The organism is Veillonella intestinalis, assembly GCF_943193155.1.
GTDB classification, from domain to species: Bacteria; Bacillota; Negativicutes; order Veillonellales; family Veillonellaceae; genus Veillonella_A; species Veillonella_A intestinalis.
The window spans coordinates 124,581-142,094 of record NZ_CALPDB010000004.1 but is presented as its reverse complement, the minus strand read 5'-3'; the positions used below and the strand labels follow the sequence as shown (position 1 = coordinate 142,094).

Annotated in this window: 16 protein-coding genes; all 16 read right to left on the bottom strand. The window is 40.0% G+C overall.

The window, feature by feature from the left end; genetic code table 11:
• Positions 1 to 347: 347 nt before the first annotated feature.
• A complete protein-coding gene (locus NFR44_RS05920) occupies positions 348 to 992 on the bottom strand; it encodes a GntR family transcriptional regulator (protein ID WP_251442019.1) in 645 nt (214 codons plus the stop codon).
• 2 nt (positions 993 to 994) lie between these two features.
• On the bottom strand, positions 995 to 2,608 hold the full coding sequence (pyrG, locus tag NFR44_RS05915; protein WP_251442004.1) for a CTP synthase: 1,614 nt from the start codon (positions 2,606 to 2,608) through the stop codon (positions 995 to 997).
• A gap of 124 nt (positions 2,609 to 2,732) precedes the next feature.
• Complete coding sequence (gene argS / locus NFR44_RS05910) at positions 2,733 to 4,397, bottom strand: arginine--tRNA ligase (protein ID WP_251442001.1); 1,665 nt, start codon at positions 4,395 to 4,397, stop codon at positions 2,733 to 2,735.
• Entirely contained in the window at positions 4,363 to 4,821 is a 459-nt protein-coding gene (locus NFR44_RS05905; protein WP_251441998.1) for a YwiB family protein, read from the bottom strand. Before NFR44_RS05905 ends, argS begins: the two co-directional genes overlap by 35 nt.
• 121 nt (positions 4,822 to 4,942) lie before the next feature.
• Positions 4,943 to 5,296 carry a GIY-YIG nuclease family protein gene (locus NFR44_RS05900; RefSeq protein WP_251441995.1) on the bottom strand — a complete coding sequence of 118 codons (354 nt, stop codon included), beginning with the start codon at positions 5,294 to 5,296 and terminating at the stop codon, positions 4,943 to 4,945.
• 7 nt (positions 5,297 to 5,303) lie between these two features.
• On the bottom strand, positions 5,304 to 5,975 hold the full coding sequence (locus NFR44_RS05895) for a peptidylprolyl isomerase (RefSeq protein ID WP_308795373.1): 672 nt from the start codon (positions 5,973 to 5,975) through the stop codon (positions 5,304 to 5,306).
• Between the two features lie 100 nt (positions 5,976 to 6,075).
• A complete protein-coding gene (locus NFR44_RS05890) occupies positions 6,076 to 6,849 on the bottom strand; it encodes an HAD family hydrolase (RefSeq protein ID WP_251441992.1) in 774 nt (257 codons plus the stop codon).
• A gap of 29 nt (positions 6,850 to 6,878) precedes the next feature.
• Positions 6,879 to 7,121 carry a DUF1653 domain-containing protein gene (locus NFR44_RS05885; protein ID WP_251441977.1) on the bottom strand — a complete coding sequence of 81 codons (243 nt, stop codon included), beginning with the start codon at positions 7,119 to 7,121 and terminating at the stop codon, positions 6,879 to 6,881.
• Between the two features lie 171 nt (positions 7,122 to 7,292).
• Positions 7,293 to 8,303 (bottom strand): ketol-acid reductoisomerase, encoded by a 1,011-nt coding sequence (ilvC, locus tag NFR44_RS05880; protein ID WP_251441975.1) that lies wholly within the window; start codon positions 8,301 to 8,303, stop codon positions 7,293 to 7,295.
• Between the two features lie 109 nt (positions 8,304 to 8,412).
• A complete protein-coding gene (gene ilvN / locus NFR44_RS05875; RefSeq protein WP_251441973.1) occupies positions 8,413 to 8,901 on the bottom strand; it encodes an acetolactate synthase small subunit in 489 nt (162 codons plus the stop codon).
• Positions 8,891 to 10,612: a biosynthetic-type acetolactate synthase large subunit gene (gene ilvB, locus NFR44_RS05870; RefSeq protein ID WP_251441970.1), complete on the bottom strand. Its 1,722-nt coding sequence runs from the start codon at positions 10,610 to 10,612 to the stop codon at positions 8,891 to 8,893. The genes ilvN and ilvB overlap by 11 nt, the downstream gene beginning before the upstream one ends.
• A 51-nt stretch (positions 10,613 to 10,663) precedes the next feature.
• Complete coding sequence (gene ilvA / locus NFR44_RS05865; RefSeq protein WP_251441968.1) at positions 10,664 to 11,893, bottom strand: threonine ammonia-lyase; 1,230 nt, start codon at positions 11,891 to 11,893, stop codon at positions 10,664 to 10,666.
• A gap of 272 nt (positions 11,894 to 12,165) precedes the next feature.
• On the bottom strand, positions 12,166 to 13,824 hold the full coding sequence (gene ilvD, locus NFR44_RS05860) for a dihydroxy-acid dehydratase (protein WP_251441966.1): 1,659 nt from the start codon (positions 13,822 to 13,824) through the stop codon (positions 12,166 to 12,168).
• Positions 13,825 to 13,964: 140 nt separating this feature from the next.
• Positions 13,965 to 14,114, bottom strand: a complete 150-nt coding sequence (locus NFR44_RS05855; RefSeq protein WP_251441963.1) for a hypothetical protein — start codon at positions 14,112 to 14,114, stop codon at positions 13,965 to 13,967.
• 273 nt (positions 14,115 to 14,387) lie between these two features.
• Positions 14,388 to 15,782 (bottom strand): amino acid permease, encoded by a 1,395-nt coding sequence (locus NFR44_RS05850; protein WP_251441961.1) that lies wholly within the window; start codon positions 15,780 to 15,782, stop codon positions 14,388 to 14,390.
• 193 nt (positions 15,783 to 15,975) lie between these two features.
• The gene (gene brnQ, locus NFR44_RS05845) at positions 15,976 to 17,343 is read right to left on the bottom strand and encodes a branched-chain amino acid transport system II carrier protein (protein ID WP_251441959.1); all 1,368 of its coding nucleotides are present in this window, start codon (positions 17,341 to 17,343) and stop codon (positions 15,976 to 15,978) included.
• Positions 17,344 to 17,514 lie beyond the last annotated feature (171 nt).

Genomic DNA, 17,514 nt, shown 5'->3' with positions numbered 1-17,514 from the left:
CTACAACTCACATCTATTAACTGCACGCTATAATAACTACAACTGTTAATACGCTTACTTACTATATATTTTTATGTATGAGCAGTCACCTCAGGCTGCTTACACATATATAAACTCACGTATTATATGGATTAATTAAAACTATATATTTTGCCCCTTCTTCAAGTGACAACCTAATTATATCACCAAGTTGTTACTTTGGTCAAATATCGACTTTTATAAATATAGAATAATTTTTATTACCTTAATGCATAATCACTGTCTATAATCTAGTGCATACAAAAAAGCGCCCAACCACTGTTGAGCGCTCACTTGTGTTATGTTGTATAAAATTTATAAACAAGAAGCTATATTTCCTCTTCCTTGTTTTCACTATATAAAAATCGTTTCAATCGAGGCCAACTATCAGCAGGCCCAATAAAATAAATTTCCTCTCCAGCCGTAAAGGTAGCATATGGCCCTGGGGATATAGTCATAGTCTTATCTTGCGACTCAATGGCCACAATCGTAATCCCTGTATGTTGCCATAATTGAATAGAGCCAATAGACTGTCCTAAATAACGGCACTCTTCAGTAATGGCCATCTTCATAGGTTGCAAAGGATTTTTATACTGATAATGTCCCACTGATTCACTTAATCGCTGCATGGTATCTTTTAGCACCTGCATCGATTTAATCTGTGATTCAATTTGCTGGTCTAAATCACGACGCAATGAATCAACTGAGTCAAAATCATTAAACTGCATACGAAATTGCTCGGCTTTTTCTTTTGATAAAACAGTGCAACCACTGCCCTTAGTTACCTCAACAATGCCTAAATCAGCTAATAAAGCTATGGCACGGCGCGAGGTTTCAGGGGATACTCCATAATGGACAGACAAGGCAGAGCGCGCAAAAATACGCTCCCCTTCCTTGTAGCCACCCGATACGATTTTACCAGCTACATCAGCCGCAATTTGCTGGTAACGCGCTGTGCGTACAGTTTTACGCACAACTACATACCTTTAAGTTTTAAAATAGCATCAACAAAGCCTTTAAATAATGGATGTGCTTTAGTTGGACGAGATTTTAATTCTGGATGGAACTGAACTCCTACAAACCAAGGATGATCAGCCACTTCCACACATTCTACTAAACGATTATCTGGGGATGTACCACTAATAATCAAGCCTTTTTCTGTCAATAATTGACGGAATGCATTATTAAATTCATAACGATGACGATGGCGCTCATAAATTAAGTCTTCCCCATACGCTTCCCGTACTTTAGTACCTTCCACTGTTTTACATGGATATACACCAAGGCGCATAGTGCCACCTTTTTGATCCACATCCACTTGATCTGGCATTAAGTCAATAACTGGGTTTGCTACGCTTTCATCAAATTCCGTAGAATTAGCATCTTCTAATCCTGCAACGTGGCGAGCAAATTCCATAACAGCGGACTGCATGCCTAAGCATAAACCAAGATATGGCACTTTATGTTCACGGGCATACTGAATTGTGCGGATTTTGCCTTCTACCCCACGATAGCCAAAGCCACCTGGTACCACAATGCCATCTACGTCTTTATAGATTTCTGTTACATCGCAGTCATTTTCTTCTAATTCTTCAGCATCTACCCATTTAATGTTAACTTTTGTATCCGTTGCAATCCCTGCATGCGTTAACGCTTCAGCCACGCTGAGGTACGCATCATGAAGGGCTACATATTTACCAACTAAAGCTACGGTAATCTCTTTATTTGGTTGAAGAATCTTAGCTACCATTTCTTTCCAAGCTTCCATATCAGCTGGCACTTCTGGCAATTGTAATTTTTTAACTACAATATCATCAAGACCTTCTTCTTGCATCATCAATGGCACTTCGTAAATCGTATTACAAGTACGGTTTTCAATAACTGCATCTGGATCAATATCACAGAATAACGCTAATTTTTCTTTCATTTCATCAGAAATGTGTTTTTCTGTACGGCATACGATGATATCTGGTTGAATACCGATACTACGTAATTCTTTAACACTATGTTGTGTCGGTTTTGTTTTCAACTCACCAGCTGCGCTAATATAAGGCACTAACGTAACGTGAATGTAAAGTACATCATTACGGCCTACTTCTTTTTTTACCTGACGAATGGCTTCCAAGAATGGTAAGCTTTCAATGTCACCAACGGTACCACCGATTTCAGTAATAACTACATCAGCATTATCTTCTTTACCTACACGATATACGTTTTGTTTAATTTCATTCGTAATATGTGGAATAACTTGAACAGTGCCACCTAAATAGTCACCTTTACGTTCTTTATTAATAACAGACCAATATACTTTACCAGCTGTTACATTAGAACGTTTCCCCAAGTTAATATCAATAAAACGTTCATAATGACCAAGGTCAAGATCCGTTTCTGCTCCATCATCAGTAACGAACACTTCCCCATGTTGATATGGGCTCATCGTACCAGGGTCAATGTTGATATAAGGGTCAAATTTCTGAATCGTAACATTTAGACCACGATTCTTAAGCAAACGACCTAAGGACGCTGCTGTAATACCTTTACCTAATGAAGAAACAACCCCACCCGTTACGAAAATATACTTTGTTGCCATGATTCCTCCCAAAGCTATGAATGGTATATACACACTATCGCCGCACTGCGACAGTTTTTAAAAACTAATGTTACAAGCTTTCGCTTATGCCTTAAACGCCTAAAAGCTACCTCTTTTCAAACGCTTACATCTTTTCAGGTGCTGAAATCCCCAAGATATCTAATCCATTGTGTAAAACGGCTGCAATCGCAGTAATCAAACCTAAGCGAGCTTGTTGTAAATCACTATCTACGCCCATGATACGGCCTCGTTTATAGAATGAATGGAATAAACTAGCCAAGTCATAGAGATAGCGAGCAATACGATGAGGTGCGCGATGTTCAGCAGCAGAACGAACTTCTTCTGGATACGCCCCTAATTTCTTGATAATATCTAATTCCAACTCACTTGTTAAGGTATCAAATTTAACACCTGTCCAATCACCATATTCAATGCCAGCTTCTTTCACTTGATTGAAAATACTATGGATACGTGCATGGGCATATTGAATATAATATACAGGATTATCATTGCTCTTAGAGGCGGCCAAATTAATATCAAAATCCAATTGGCTATCCAAGGAACGCATAAGGAAGAAATAACGAGCCGCATCAACGCCTACTTCTTCAATCAATTCATCAAGCGTTACTGACTGGCCAGTACGCTTCGACATTTTAACAAGCTCCCCATCACGATATAAAGCTACCATCTGCAATAAGAGAATTTCCAAACGATTTGGATTATAGCCTAACGCTTCCATCGAAGCTTTTACACGTGCTACATAGCCATGATGATCAGCGCCCCAAATATTAATCATTTTTTGGAAGCCCCGTTCAAATTTATTACGGTGATACGCAATATCTGATGCTAAATAGGTAGGTTCGCCATTTTCACGAATGACTACACGGTCTTTGTCATCGCCATAATGAGTGGAGGCAAACCACAAAGCACCATCTTTTTCATATACATCGCCCGTATCTTTTAAGAACTGCACCGCTTTATTAACTTCCCCACTCTTATGCAAGGAACGTTCACTAAACCAACGGTCAAATTCTACATTGAAATTACGAAGGCTTACACGCAAAGCATTTAATTTTTCTGTCAAACCAAATTCTTTAAAGAATGGCAACCGTTCTTCATCAGATAAAATAGCAAAGAAATCGCCACGCCAGTTAATAATGCTTTGTGCTGTTTCTACAATATCTTGACCATGATACCCATTTTCTGGGAATTCATTCTTCATATCTAGTAATTCTAAATAGCGAGCATTAATTGATTTGGCTAAATTATCAATCTGATTACCGGCATCATTAATATAATACTCTGATTCTACTTTATAACCAGCAGCCCGCAATAGATTAACAAGAGCGCTCCCATAAGCAGCCCCACGACCATGACCTACATGAAGTGGCCCCGTAGGATTCGCACTTACATATTCTACTTGAATGGTATCATCTTCACGCACTGGCTGAGTACCATAGCAAATACCTTGTTCTAACACTGATTTCAAAGTGTCATACACCATATCATTTTTTAAGAAGAAATTGATAAAGCCTGCCCCTGCTTTTTCTGCCTTTTCTAACCAATCATAGTCCATATTAGCAATGATAATATCTGCAATAGCAGCTGGATTCATATGAGCAACTCGGGCAGACTGCATAGCAATATTCGTAGAGAAATCACCAAATTCTTTCTGTGGTGGCACTTCTAGCACAACTTCAGGGTATGTCCCTTCTGGCAATGTGCCCGCAGCCAACGCTTTTGCTAATGCAGCCTCAATTCCTTGCTTGAGCTTGTCCTTTAGTTCCATACTCTAAGTCCTCCTGTAAATTAATATCTAGTTGGTTGTAATATTGCCATTCACCACCAACAGAAATGTCATAGCCTAAATGAATTGAACCAATTCCATCTTGTAACGTTGCATCTAACTCATGAGTTTTAAATGCCATATGCAACTCCCCAAAAGGCGTTTCATATACTGTTTGGCGCGTTTCACCAAGAACATACTCATGACGCATAGATACCTTCCCATTACGAATTAACACAATGGAATGAGGTTTCAATTTTATGGTTGTATGTGAACCCTCCATCCCAGATAGTTCGGTTTCACTATACATAATATATTTTGTATCATTTTTTTCGTGATATTCACCGGGAGAAACCATTTCAATGACCGCGTCTTTCCCGTCAGCATCACGTTGCGTGCTTTTCACGCCAACTAAAACGCGCTTCATCGAAGTCCTCCTTCCGCGTTTTTACAACTCACTTCATAGCTTATTTTGATAAACTATACATCAGTTCATTATACCATAGAAAACAAGGAAGTTTAAGAAATTTCTTTCCCCAAATCCAAGCCTATTCTCCAAGATTCCCTTCCGATTTTTGGCCCATCTCACTACCTGACTTAGCCTCTGTCATAAGTTGTTCAATAGCCTCAGGATGTGCTTTAGCAAAAGCTACGACTAAGGCTCTTTTTTGATTTCTTGGCATGCGCTTCACTTGATATTCCATAGATTGAGCGTCTTGCTTACGCTGAAATGATGTATACCATACTAATTTAACTGGCCTACGTGCCCGTGTATACTTAGCGCCACCAGGAATTTCACCATTGTGTTTCTCTACCCGTTGTACCAAATCCATGGTCCAACCCGTATACAAAGAACCATCAGCACATTCTACCATGTAGGTATAAAAGGCGTCCTTACTCATAAGCACCTCATTTAGCACTACCTTGTGTATCCGTAATCGGTTCTAAGGTAATGGACTTAATCACCACTGGCTCAATCGGTTTATCCTTCTTATCCGTGGCTACTTTACCAATTTTAGCCACTACATCCATACCTTGTGTAACCATACCGAAAATCGTATGTTTATTATCTAACCATGGAGTCGGTCCTAAAGTAATAAAAAATTGAGCGCCCCCTGTATCAGGACCTCGATTCGCCATCGCCAAAAGGCCCATTCTATTAAAATGCAAATCATTTACAAATTCATCAGGAATGGTATAGCCTGGCCCACCTTTCCCATCATCACCACCTTGAATCATAAAATCATCAATAACTCGGTGGAAGGTTAAATCTTTATAGTAGCCTTGATTAACTAAATAATCAAAGTTTTTAACTGTAATCGGTGTCTTAGTTCCAAACAGACGAACTTTAAAAGTCCCTTCTGATGTTTCAAACACAGCATAATGATCTTTTACTGGCGTATTATCTAAATTAGGGGCTTGCAAAGTTTTTACTTGCGCTGTAGCTGTGTTTCCCTGTTTAGCCGCATCCGTGTTATCCGTCTGAGCCGCACCACAAGCACTCGTTACTAATAGAGCTACACCCAATAGCCCGGCGGTACACAAACGTCGCCAATTCCCATACTGTTTTATTAGTTTCATTCGTATCTCCTATATATGAAAAACCGCTCACAAACAATATGAGCGGTACTTTTGACATTTCATTATAACATAAGCTATTAAATTACGCTAGGGCAACAACTTAAATCCAGCCAAAATTTTTGCACGCTTCATAGATACCATCTCGCTTACAATCAGAGGTAATATAATCAGCTGCCGCCTTTAATTCCTCACGAGCATTGCCCATGGCAATATTAAGCCACTCTGAACTGAACATGGATAAATCATTATAGCCATCACCAAAAACAACTACATCGGCTGGCTCCATACCATAATGAGCAATCATACGACGCACACCGTCTGCTTTAGCCATTGGTTCAAAGAGAATACAATTCTCTCCATAGCGAATCAAATCCTTCGTCATATGAACCACTTGTTTACTTGCTTCTTGCTCGGGTGTCATAAAGGCATAAATTTTATAAAAATGCTTTACCTGTCGATAATCAAAGGCTGGATCATATATAGTTTTAAATACATCCCAATCTGGATGCCACTGTAGCACATCTTCATAAGGGGTCACACGCACCAATTCATTCACATCTGTAACCGCCCAATGTAAACCAAGCTCATCTAAATGAGACAAATACTTGACACAAGCTTCACGATCCATGCCTTCCATAAATACAATTTCATTATTAATCGTAACGCTTTTGCCCCCATCAGCCACAAAATCAGTAACACGGGCTAACTCTGCAAATCGTTGCGCATCTTTTTGTAGACGCCCCGTCGCCAAAGCTACTCGATGGCCATTAGCTCTTAATGTATCCAACGTTTCTTGCGCACTCGCCGGAATAACGCCATCTGGCCAAACAGCCAATGTATTATCAATGTCAAAAAAGAAAAATTTCTTTTTCATCCATGCCTCCTATCATACTCGATTAATTTTTACCCTTTATCACGACCTGACATCAATTTAAAACGTTCTTTTTGCTGTACCTCAGGATATTTTTCATGATCAACAGGACTCGCAAACATACCTAATGGACGAATATACGTCTTTCGCTCACCATATAATTGTTGATATACCACGAAAGGCTCGCCTGTTTCTGAATGGATAGCAATATCTTTTACGTAATAATACATCCCTTTAAAATGACGGTATAAGCCACCAACTACTATATCCTGCATATAACCTCCAACAAATCGTGTTGTTACGAACGAAAATCATCTTTTATCGTCTTTTATTGTAACACATCAGTTAGAAATGCATAAAGATTTTCTTTATTAAAATTTTCACCCCATAAACACAAAGGGAACACAAATTAAATTTCATTTGTGTTCCCTTTTACAGGAGATATTTTATTTTTTAATCCAAGACATTAAGCCACGAAGTTCAGCTCCCACTTTTTCAGATTCATGATTAGCTGCTTTTTCACGGCGCGCATATAATTTCTTAAAACCGTCCTTATAATCGGCTAAGAATTCATCAGCAAAATCCCCTGACTGAATATCCGCCAATACTTGTTCCATTTCTTTGCGCGTATCTTCTGTGATTAATTTAGTACCTGTAGCATAATCACCATATTCCGCTGTATTTGAAATAGAACTGCGCATAGTATGGAAACCACCTTCATAAATAAGGTCAACAATCAATTTCATTTCATGAACGCATTCAAAATAAGCATTTACTGGATGATAACCAGCTTTTGTCAACGTTTCAAAACCAGCTTGCATTAATTCACAAATACCACCGCAAAGAACTGCTTGTTCACCAAATAAATCTGTTTCTGTTTCTTCTCGGAACGTCGTACCTAAAATACCCGCACGCCCCGCGCCAATGCCTGTAGCCCAAGCAAGCGCCAACTCTTTTGTGTCGCCAGATGGATCTTTTTCAACTGCATATAAGCTAGGCACACCACTGCCCTCTTGGAAGGTACGGCGTACAAGATGGCCCGGTCCTTTAGGGGCTACCATGAATACATTGGCATCAGCTGGTGGCACAATTTTTTTATAATGCACATTAAAGCCATGAGCAAACCCAAGATATACACCTTGTTTTAAATTAGGTGCAATATCCTTTTCATAAGTTTCAGCCTGCAATTCATCAGGAATTAATACCATAACTACATCAGCATCTTTAACAGCTTCTGCGGTGGTCTTAATGGGAAGACCGTCTTTTTCTGCTACTTGCCACGATTTAGAGCCTTCACGAAGCCCTACAGTTACATCCATACCACTTTCTTTTAAATTAAGAGCATGGGCATGACCTTGTGAGCCATAACCTAGAACGGTAATTTTTTTACCTTTTAATACGTCCAAATTACAATCTGCATCATAATACACTGTTGCACCATAGATAGTTCCTGCCATAATAATTCCTCTCTCTCTGCTAGTTAACTAGCTAACCTATCCTCAACGAATCACGCTATTAATTACGTCCGTCGTAGAATAATAATAAATATATCCTCTTACTCTATGCTTATAATCGTTCGCCTCGACTCATAGCCGTCACGCCCGTTTTAGCCATTTCAAGCACTCCATAAGGCTTCATAATATCAATAAAACCACGGAGCTTTTCCTCATCACCAGTCAGCTCAATAATCAATGAACTTGGCCCTACATCCAATACATTACCACGGTAAATATTGGCAATTTGTACAATTTGCGACCGCGTTTGATCGTCCGCTTTTACTTTAAGGAGCATCAGTTCACGTCGAACTACATCCGTTTTAGGAAACACTTTTACTTTAACAACATCAATAATTTTATAAATTTGTTTTTGAATTTGATCTAATGTATTACTATCTGCATCTACAGTCAACGTCATCCGCGCATAGCCTGATTGGACGGTAACCCCAGAAGTCATCTTTTTTACAGAGTAGCCACGACGGTTAAACAACGCTAACACGCGAGCACCAATACCTGGTGTATTTTTAGTAATCACTAAGATTTGATGTTCATTCGCCATCGTCGGCCACCCCCTTTGCGCCACGCATATCCCCTACAGTCATACCAGCTGGAATCATAGGATACACATTCTCTTCACGCTCTACGATACATTCAATTAATACGCCTTCATCAGATTCAAGTTCCGCTTGTAATTTTGCCTTTAAATCATGTTGTCCTTCCACTTTAACACTGCGTACACCATAAGCAGCAGCCAAGGTTTGGAAATCAGGGTTCACGGATAAATCAACGAAGGAATACCGTTTATCATTGAATAATTCCTGCCATTGTCGCACCATGCCCAAATAAGAATTATTTAGTAAAACAACTTTTACTGGCAACTTATATTGTTTGATAAGCAATAATTCATGGGCCGTCATTTGTAAGCCCCCATCACCAACAATTAAGACAACCTTTTTATTTGGTTGTCCCACTTGCGCGCCAATAGCAGCTGGCAAACCAAAGCCCATTGTGCCGGCACCACCAGAGGTGACAATACTATTAGGCGATTGATAGGTAAAATATTGAGCCGCCCACATTTGATGCTGCCCTACATCGGTAACAATGATAGCGTCTCCTTGTAGCAATTCATTCAATGTAGCCAATACCTTTTGTGGTACTAATTGCGTTTCTGAAACGTCTCGATAGCGTAGGGCATATTCTTCTTTCCACCTATTCGTTTGCCCTACCCATTCTTCATGCGAAAGTTCAGTCATAGCGCTATTCATTGCTTGCAAAACTTGCTTTACATCACCTACAATGGGCACATCTACTTTGCGATTCTTTTCAATCTCAGCAGGGTCAATATCAATATGAATAATCTTAGCTTGTTTACAAAAGGCTTCTGGATTCCCCGCAATGCGATCATCAAAGCGAATCCCCGCTGCTAATACCACATCCGCTTCATCAGTAGCAAAATTGGCCGCTGCCGTGCCGTGCATGCCAAGCATTCCTAAAAATAGTTCATGATTACCTGGAAAAGAACCAAGCCCCAACAAAGTATTCGTCACTGGAATTTGTGCTTTCGTAGCCAATTCATACAGTTCATCCGCAGCCCGCCCTTTTAATATGCCTGCCCCTGCAATAATGAGAGGCCGTTTGGCAGATTTCAGCAAGGACACCGCCTTTTTAATCTGTAAAGGATGACCTTTATAGGTTGGCTCATAGCCTTCCAAAGCAAAGGGCTCTTCACAAAGACGATCAAATTCAGCTCTCGAAATACTAGCTAACTGTACATCTTTAGGAATGTCTACTAACACTGGCCCAGGACGCCCTGTGGTAGCAATATAATGGGCTTCCCGCAAAATCCGTGGTAAATCATAAATGGATTTAACTAGGTAATTATTTTTAGTAATCGGCATAGTGATACCTACAATATCGGATTCCTGAAAGGCATCTTTACCCAGTAACGACCTCCCCACTTGTCCCGTAATAGCTAACACCGGCACCGAATCCATGTGCGCTGTCATCAAGCCAGTCACTAAATTAGTTGCTCCAGGTCCCGAAGTAGCTAAACAAACACCACATTTACCGGTAGCTCTCGCATAACCATCCGCTTCATGCGCAGCCCCTTGCTCATGACGAGCAAAGTAATGTGTTAACTCATGGTATTTATAAATTTCATCATAAATAGGAATAACCGCGCCCCCAGGATAGCCAAAAAAGTCCGTTACACCTATGCGATGTAATGTTTCCAGTACGATTCTAGCCCCATTGATTGTCTCTGTACTCATGTGTTCACATCCTCTCTTCTCTTTTACCGCTATCTCGACAACTCTCATTCCTTAGCGGCTATATTCGTTGACTTCACTTGTATTAATACGATGAATCGTATAGCCATGTTCTGCAAACACTTCTGTAATTCGTTGAATATGTTCTTCCCCATTTGTTTCAACCGTTACTTGCAACTCCACTTCATGGAAACGGTCAAGATTTTTAAACTGATTATGTTCTAATTTAATTACATTCGCATTCTGTCCTGCAACAATTTGTGAAACTGCCACCAATTGACCTGGCTTATCAGGCAAATTAACAGAAAAAGTAAAAATTCGTCCTCGTAGAACAAGACCCTTATTAATCATAGAAGCGATAGTTAATACATCAATATTGCCTCCACTCAAAATAGAGACTACCTTTTTGCCTCTTTCCTTTAACTTCTTGAGCCCTGCCACAGATAAAAGACCTGCATTTTCACCAACAATTTTGTGCTTTTCCGCTAATAATAAAAAAGCTTCCATCAATTCATAATCAGACACCGTTACAATCTCATCTACATACTCTTTTATGTATTGTAAGGTAACGTCCCCAATTTGCTTCACCGCCGCACCATCAGCAATGGTACTCACACTCTCTAATGCGACTGGCGATTCCGCTTTCAAAGCAGCTACAGCACTGGCTGCCCCTTCTGGTTCAACCCCAACAATTTTAATAGAAGGATTTTTTAATTTAGCCGCTGCCGCTACACCGGCTACTAAACCACCACCACCAACAGGAACCAATAAAATATCAGCATCAGGTAATTCTTCCAAAATTTCAAGAGCAATGGTACCTTGCCCTTCAATGACATCTTCATCATTAAAAGGATGAACAAACACATAACCATTCTCTTTTTGTAAACGCACCGCTTCTGCATAAGCTTCGTCATAGACCTCACCAGCTAATACAACCTCAGCACCATATTGGCGGGTAGCCTCCACTTTAATAAGAGGGCTAGGCTTTGGCATAACAATAACCGCCTTTGTACCTAATTTTTGAGCCCCTAAAGCAACCCCTTGGGCATGGTTGCCAGCCGACGAAGCAATAACCCCACAAGCCTTTTCCTCTTTGGTTAGCTTAGCAATCTTGTTATAGGCGCCTCGCAATTTAAAGGATCCTGTACGCTGTAAATTTTCCGGCTTAATATATACATCATTTCCCGATTCTTCCGAAAAAACATTACTGTGAATTAACTTTGTTTTTACTGTCACAGTGCTTAATCGCTCACGGGCTTCTATAAAATCATAAAGTGTTAACATCGTACCAATCCTTTTCTTTTGCTCTCTTACTTGTATTCTCTATACCTAGTTCTCTCTACTCTCTATCCTTCAAATATCAGTTAGGGTTCTCTCAACACCCCTTATTCGATATTTCTTCTATATCTAGTTCTCTCTGCTCTCAAGTTCTCTCTAATTTTCACTAATTCTCACTAGTTCTCCCTATTATAGGGTATTGCTCTTTATAGCATATTGCGTTAAACGCTCTATATAAAATGTCCGCTCTCCCATATGACGATTTCTCACGTCGTCAATTAATATTTCTCAATAGCCCCTTCAGCGGCCGACGATACATGGCTGGCATACTTTTTCAAATACCCTGTAGCCCCTGAATCACGAGGTGTAAACTTGGCCTTACGCGCCGCTAATTCCTCATCACTCAACTGTACTGCTAACTTACGGTTCGGAATATCAATTTCGATAATGTCACCTTCTTCAATCAAAGCAATCGGCCCCCCAGCCGCCGCTTCTGGTGAAATATGACCAATGGATGCACCCCGTGTAGCGCCCGAGAAACGACCGTCTGTAATAAGAGCTACCTCTTTGCCAAGGCCCATTCCCGTAATCGTAGAGGTAGGCGTTAACATCTCAGGCATCCCAGGACCTCCTTTTGGTCCTGCATACCGAATAACAACGACGTCTCCTTTCTTAATCTGATTGCTAGTAATAGCCTCACAAGCTTCTTCCTCACTATTAAAAACTCGAGCAGGGCCACTATGTACCAACATTTCTGGATCCACCGCACCAGCCTTAACTACAGAGCCATCAGGTGCTAAATTACCAGTTAGAACGGCAATCCCGCCCGTTGGATATACTGGATCTGTCCAAGAGTGAATCACATCCTCATCTATTACCTTAGCTACTTGAGCTAACTCACCTTGCGTAACTAATGCTACAGTTTTTGCTGTTTCATGAAGCTTATGTGCTTCTTGTAAACGGTGCAATACGGCTGTAATGCCACCTGCTTCATACAAATCTTCAATGAAATACGACCCTGAAGGAGACAGCTTAGATAATTGCGGTGTAGTTTGTGCAATTCTATCAAAATCTGCTAACGTGAGTGGAACACCTGCTTCATACGCTACCGCTGGCAAGTGAAGCGCCGTATTCGAAGAACCACCTAAGACCATATCTACAGCCACTGCATTTTCAAAGGCTTCACGTGTTAAAATATCCCTTGGCCGTAAATCGGCTTTAAGAACCTCCATAATCTGTAATCCAGCTCGTTTTGCTAAGCGCAATCGTTCTGAATACACCGCAGGAATTGTACCATTACCAGGTAACGCCATTCCCAAAGCCTCAGTCAAACAATTCATTGTGTTCGCCGTGTACATACCAGAGCAAGAACCACAGGTAGGGCATGCGGTATCTTCTAACTGTGCTAGTTCTTCTTCGCTCATCAAGCCAGCCTCTACTTTGCCAACCGCTTCAAACACATCACTAAGACCGACTCGCTTACCCTTATGCTTACCGGCTAACATAGCACCACCACTTACAAAGACTGAAGGAATATTGAGTCTAGCTGCTGCCATCAACATGCCTGGCACAATTTTGTCACAATTAGGAATGAATACTAGCCCATCAAACGGGGTGGCCATCGCCGTGGCTTCAATGGAATCAGCCACAATCTGCCGCGTTACTAAGGAGTATTTCATGCCAATATGATTCATCGCCGTGCCGTCACAAATACCAATGGTATTAAATTCCATAGGAATACCACCAGCTTCGCGAATGCCATCCTTAACAGCTTGCACTAGGTTTCGTAAATGCATATGGCCCGGGATAATCTCATTGAAGGAATTCGCAATACCAATAACAGGTTTACCGATTTCTTCATTCACAAAACCCAATGCTTTTAGTAAGGACCGATGAGGTGCTCTCGCTACACCTTTTGAAAAATTATCACTACGCATGTTCTTCTCTCCTTTATCACCACTAGGTGATGTAATAAAAAAAGACGATTCCGAAGAATCGTCTCAAAAGTACCGTATAAAATATTCGTATTGTCTCGCACAAATATGAAAATGTATTACATGTCCTAAGCTACTTTATATTAGCTTGCAAAACCTCTCATTGAGGTGAGCTCAGGCCCATGATTTGTGGAAACTTTTAAGACGATGTCTGTTAAGTTGTATTCATGGCTAATGACAATAATGTCAATAATAATGAGCAAGCTAATAATGACTACTACTAAACCTAACATGACATGTCCTCCTTTCCACTGTATACGCTATGTGCTAACTAGCACGAAATTATAAATTCATCAAACAATACATCCACTGCTTGTGTATTGTTGTACACTATATTAACACCCTATTTCTAAAATAGCAAGTAAAAATTTTAATTTTTTCAAAATTTTGCGGACAAATATCCATATCTATTAAACAAAACAAATATGCACTATGAGCATATATCCACTCATAGTGCACATTGAATGCATATTCTATTTTATCTTAAATACATATTCTATGTTATCTTAAGAATCACTTCGGTGAGCCTGTCCTAACACACTATGTTTACGACTATAACCCATATAAATCAAAAATCCTAATACACTCCAAGCCATAAATAATTGAATTGTATGGGCTGATAATTGGGAAAAAACAAATGCACAGAATAAAATAGCTAAAGGCGCCACCACATATACAGCAGGACAACGGAAATCTCGTTTCACATCAGGATATACCCGACGCAATACCATAATGCCTAAAGCGGAACACATAAAAGCAAATAAGGTACCAGCGGAACACATTTCAGCCACCACATGAATAGGGGTAAACCCAGAAATCAAGGCTACTACTACGCCAACAACCATCGTAATAATATGAGGCGTACGATATTTCTTATGAATACGACATAAGCTATGTGGAATTAGACCATCTCGGCTCATAGCATAAAAAGCACGGGTCTGCGCATAAATCATAACCAACAACACCGTAGATAAACCACAAAGAGCACCAGTCCCTACAATGGCCGAACCAGCCCGCATACCTACATATTCCAACACATAGGAGGCTGGTGCTGCTGTATCTAATTGAGGATACGGTACTACGCCAGTCATAACAACGCTAACAGCAATATATAAAATCGTACATATAACGAGCGAAGCAATAATACCAATCGGCATATCTACTTTTGGATTCTTCGTTTCTTCCGCCGCTGTAGCTAACGAATCTACACCTAAATACGCAAAGAAAAGAATAGCGGTTCCCGCTGTAACCCCTTGCCAACCATAAGGTAAAAATGGATCCCAATTAGCAGGATCTACATGAGGGGCTGCTAGGAATAAAAACAAGAAGATTGTACCTACTTTGATTAATACAAGCACCCGATTTACTTTGGCACTCTCACGAATCCCCAATACTAAGAGACCTGTAGCAAATAACACCACTAAAACCGCTGGTAAATTAACGATTCCACCATCATGAGGAACCGCTGTTAAAGCATGAGGTAAATCAATTCCGGCAGCATGTAAAATCCCCACCAAATAGGCAGACCAGCCACCGGCTACAGCACTAGCGCCTACGGAGTATTCCAACACTAAGCCCCAGCCAACCCACCAGCCGAAAAACTCGCCTAGGGATGCATATGTATAGGTATAGGCACTACCAGATACAGGTAGCATAGCAACTAGTTCACTATAGGCTAAACAAACAAAGGCACAAGTAATGGCTGCCAATACGAACGAGAGCATCAAACCAGGGCCTGCATAATCAGCAGCACCAATACCCGTCAATACGAAAATACCAGTCCCAATAATAACACCTAACCCTAATAGGGTAACATCAAAAGCACTCAAGGCTTTTGACAATTTTTTCTCCTCTGCCACTGCTGTTAAATCAGCTAAGGGCTTCCTACGCAACCAACTCACCAAAAATCCTCCTATACTACTATAAGCTACTGTTTTACTTATCCATTATACACTATTTTCATAATTTGTAGACATATAAAAAATGAGTAGTTCTATGTAGAACTACTCATTTTATAAAGTTTCTGATTAAGTTTTACCTAAAATCTTATTTACTGATTGTAGTACGCTGATTCCCCCGATTAGCGTCTATCCTTTAGGCTACAGATTCTTCCTGTTCAGGTGCTACTTCTGGTTTAGATACAAGCGTTTTATGGATAAAGCCAATAATTAAACCACCTACCGTAAAGGTAATCCAACCCATACCTACATCATGGAATGGCACATACGTAGCAAACCATTGACCAAAAGCACCAAGATTTACTTCCGCTGTTTCACAACCACTTACAAAAGCACTGATTAAAGTTAAACCCATAGTCCAAACATATACACATTGACGGCCTTGGAATGTGTTATTCAAGAAAGCCAAAGTGATAATAGCAATTGTCAATGGATACAAGAACATTAATACTGGAATAGCGGCTACGATGATAGTTTTCAAGCCATACATACCAATAAAGAAGGACACTACCGAGAAAATAACAGCATAAATTTTATAATTAATGCCAGAGTATACACGGTAGAAATATTTAGCACAAGATGTTACAAGACCAATACTTGTAGTCAAGCATGCCAATAATACAATTACGGCCAAAATTAAAGCACCAATGTTACCAAATAACAATTTAGCACTTTCTGCCAATACAGGAGCACCGGTATCTAAAATACCAAGTTGACTAACGCTAGTAGCCCCAAGATTAGCTACGAAAATATATACAAAGCCTAACCAAGCCACAGCAATTAAACCTGCTTTAAAAGTAGCCGAAGTAATTTCTTCTTTTGTCTGAGCACCAGACAACTTAACAAAATCAATAACAAGAATAGCAAATACTAATGATGCCAACGCATCCATCGTATTATAACCATCTAAAACACCTTGCACAATAGCTACACCAGTAGTAGCATAGGCATCTGTCGGCTCTTGATACCCACCCATTGGTGTAACCAATGATTTAATAATTAAAGCACAAATACTAATTAATAATAATGGCGTCAACACTTTACCAATGCGATCAACTAACTTAGCTGGGTTAATAGATAACCAAAGCGTAAGGGCAAAGAACACAACTAAGAACATAGTTTGCGCTGTATCATTAGCCGCCCCACCTAAAAATGGTTTTACTGCAATTTCATAAGATACTGTACCCGTACGTGGAATCGCAAAAGCAGGTCCAATTGTCAAATATAATAATACCGTGTAAATGAAACCATACACTGGATGTACGCGACTAGCTAAAGCCTGTACGTCCTTAGAACCAGAGTAACCCATAGCCATAACACCAAGTAATGGCAGACCCACACCAGTAATGATAAAGCCTAAAATAGCCCACCAAACATTTTCGCCTGCTTGTTGTCCTAAGGACGCAGGGAAAATTAGATTACCAGCTCCAAAAAATAGAGCGAACAACATCAAGCCAATAGCGATATAGGCTCGGTTACTTAATTTAACATTTTCCGTATTCATAATCCCCATCCTCTCTCTTATTAAATTAAGGTTTGCATTAGATTATACAACGTTTTTAAGAATTGGACAAATGTATTTTGAAATATTTCCTAGTTTTATTTATTACATTTTTGCATATCTTTCTTTAAAAAGAGAAAACCATATAGAAAAAACACATTTCACCATTACAGC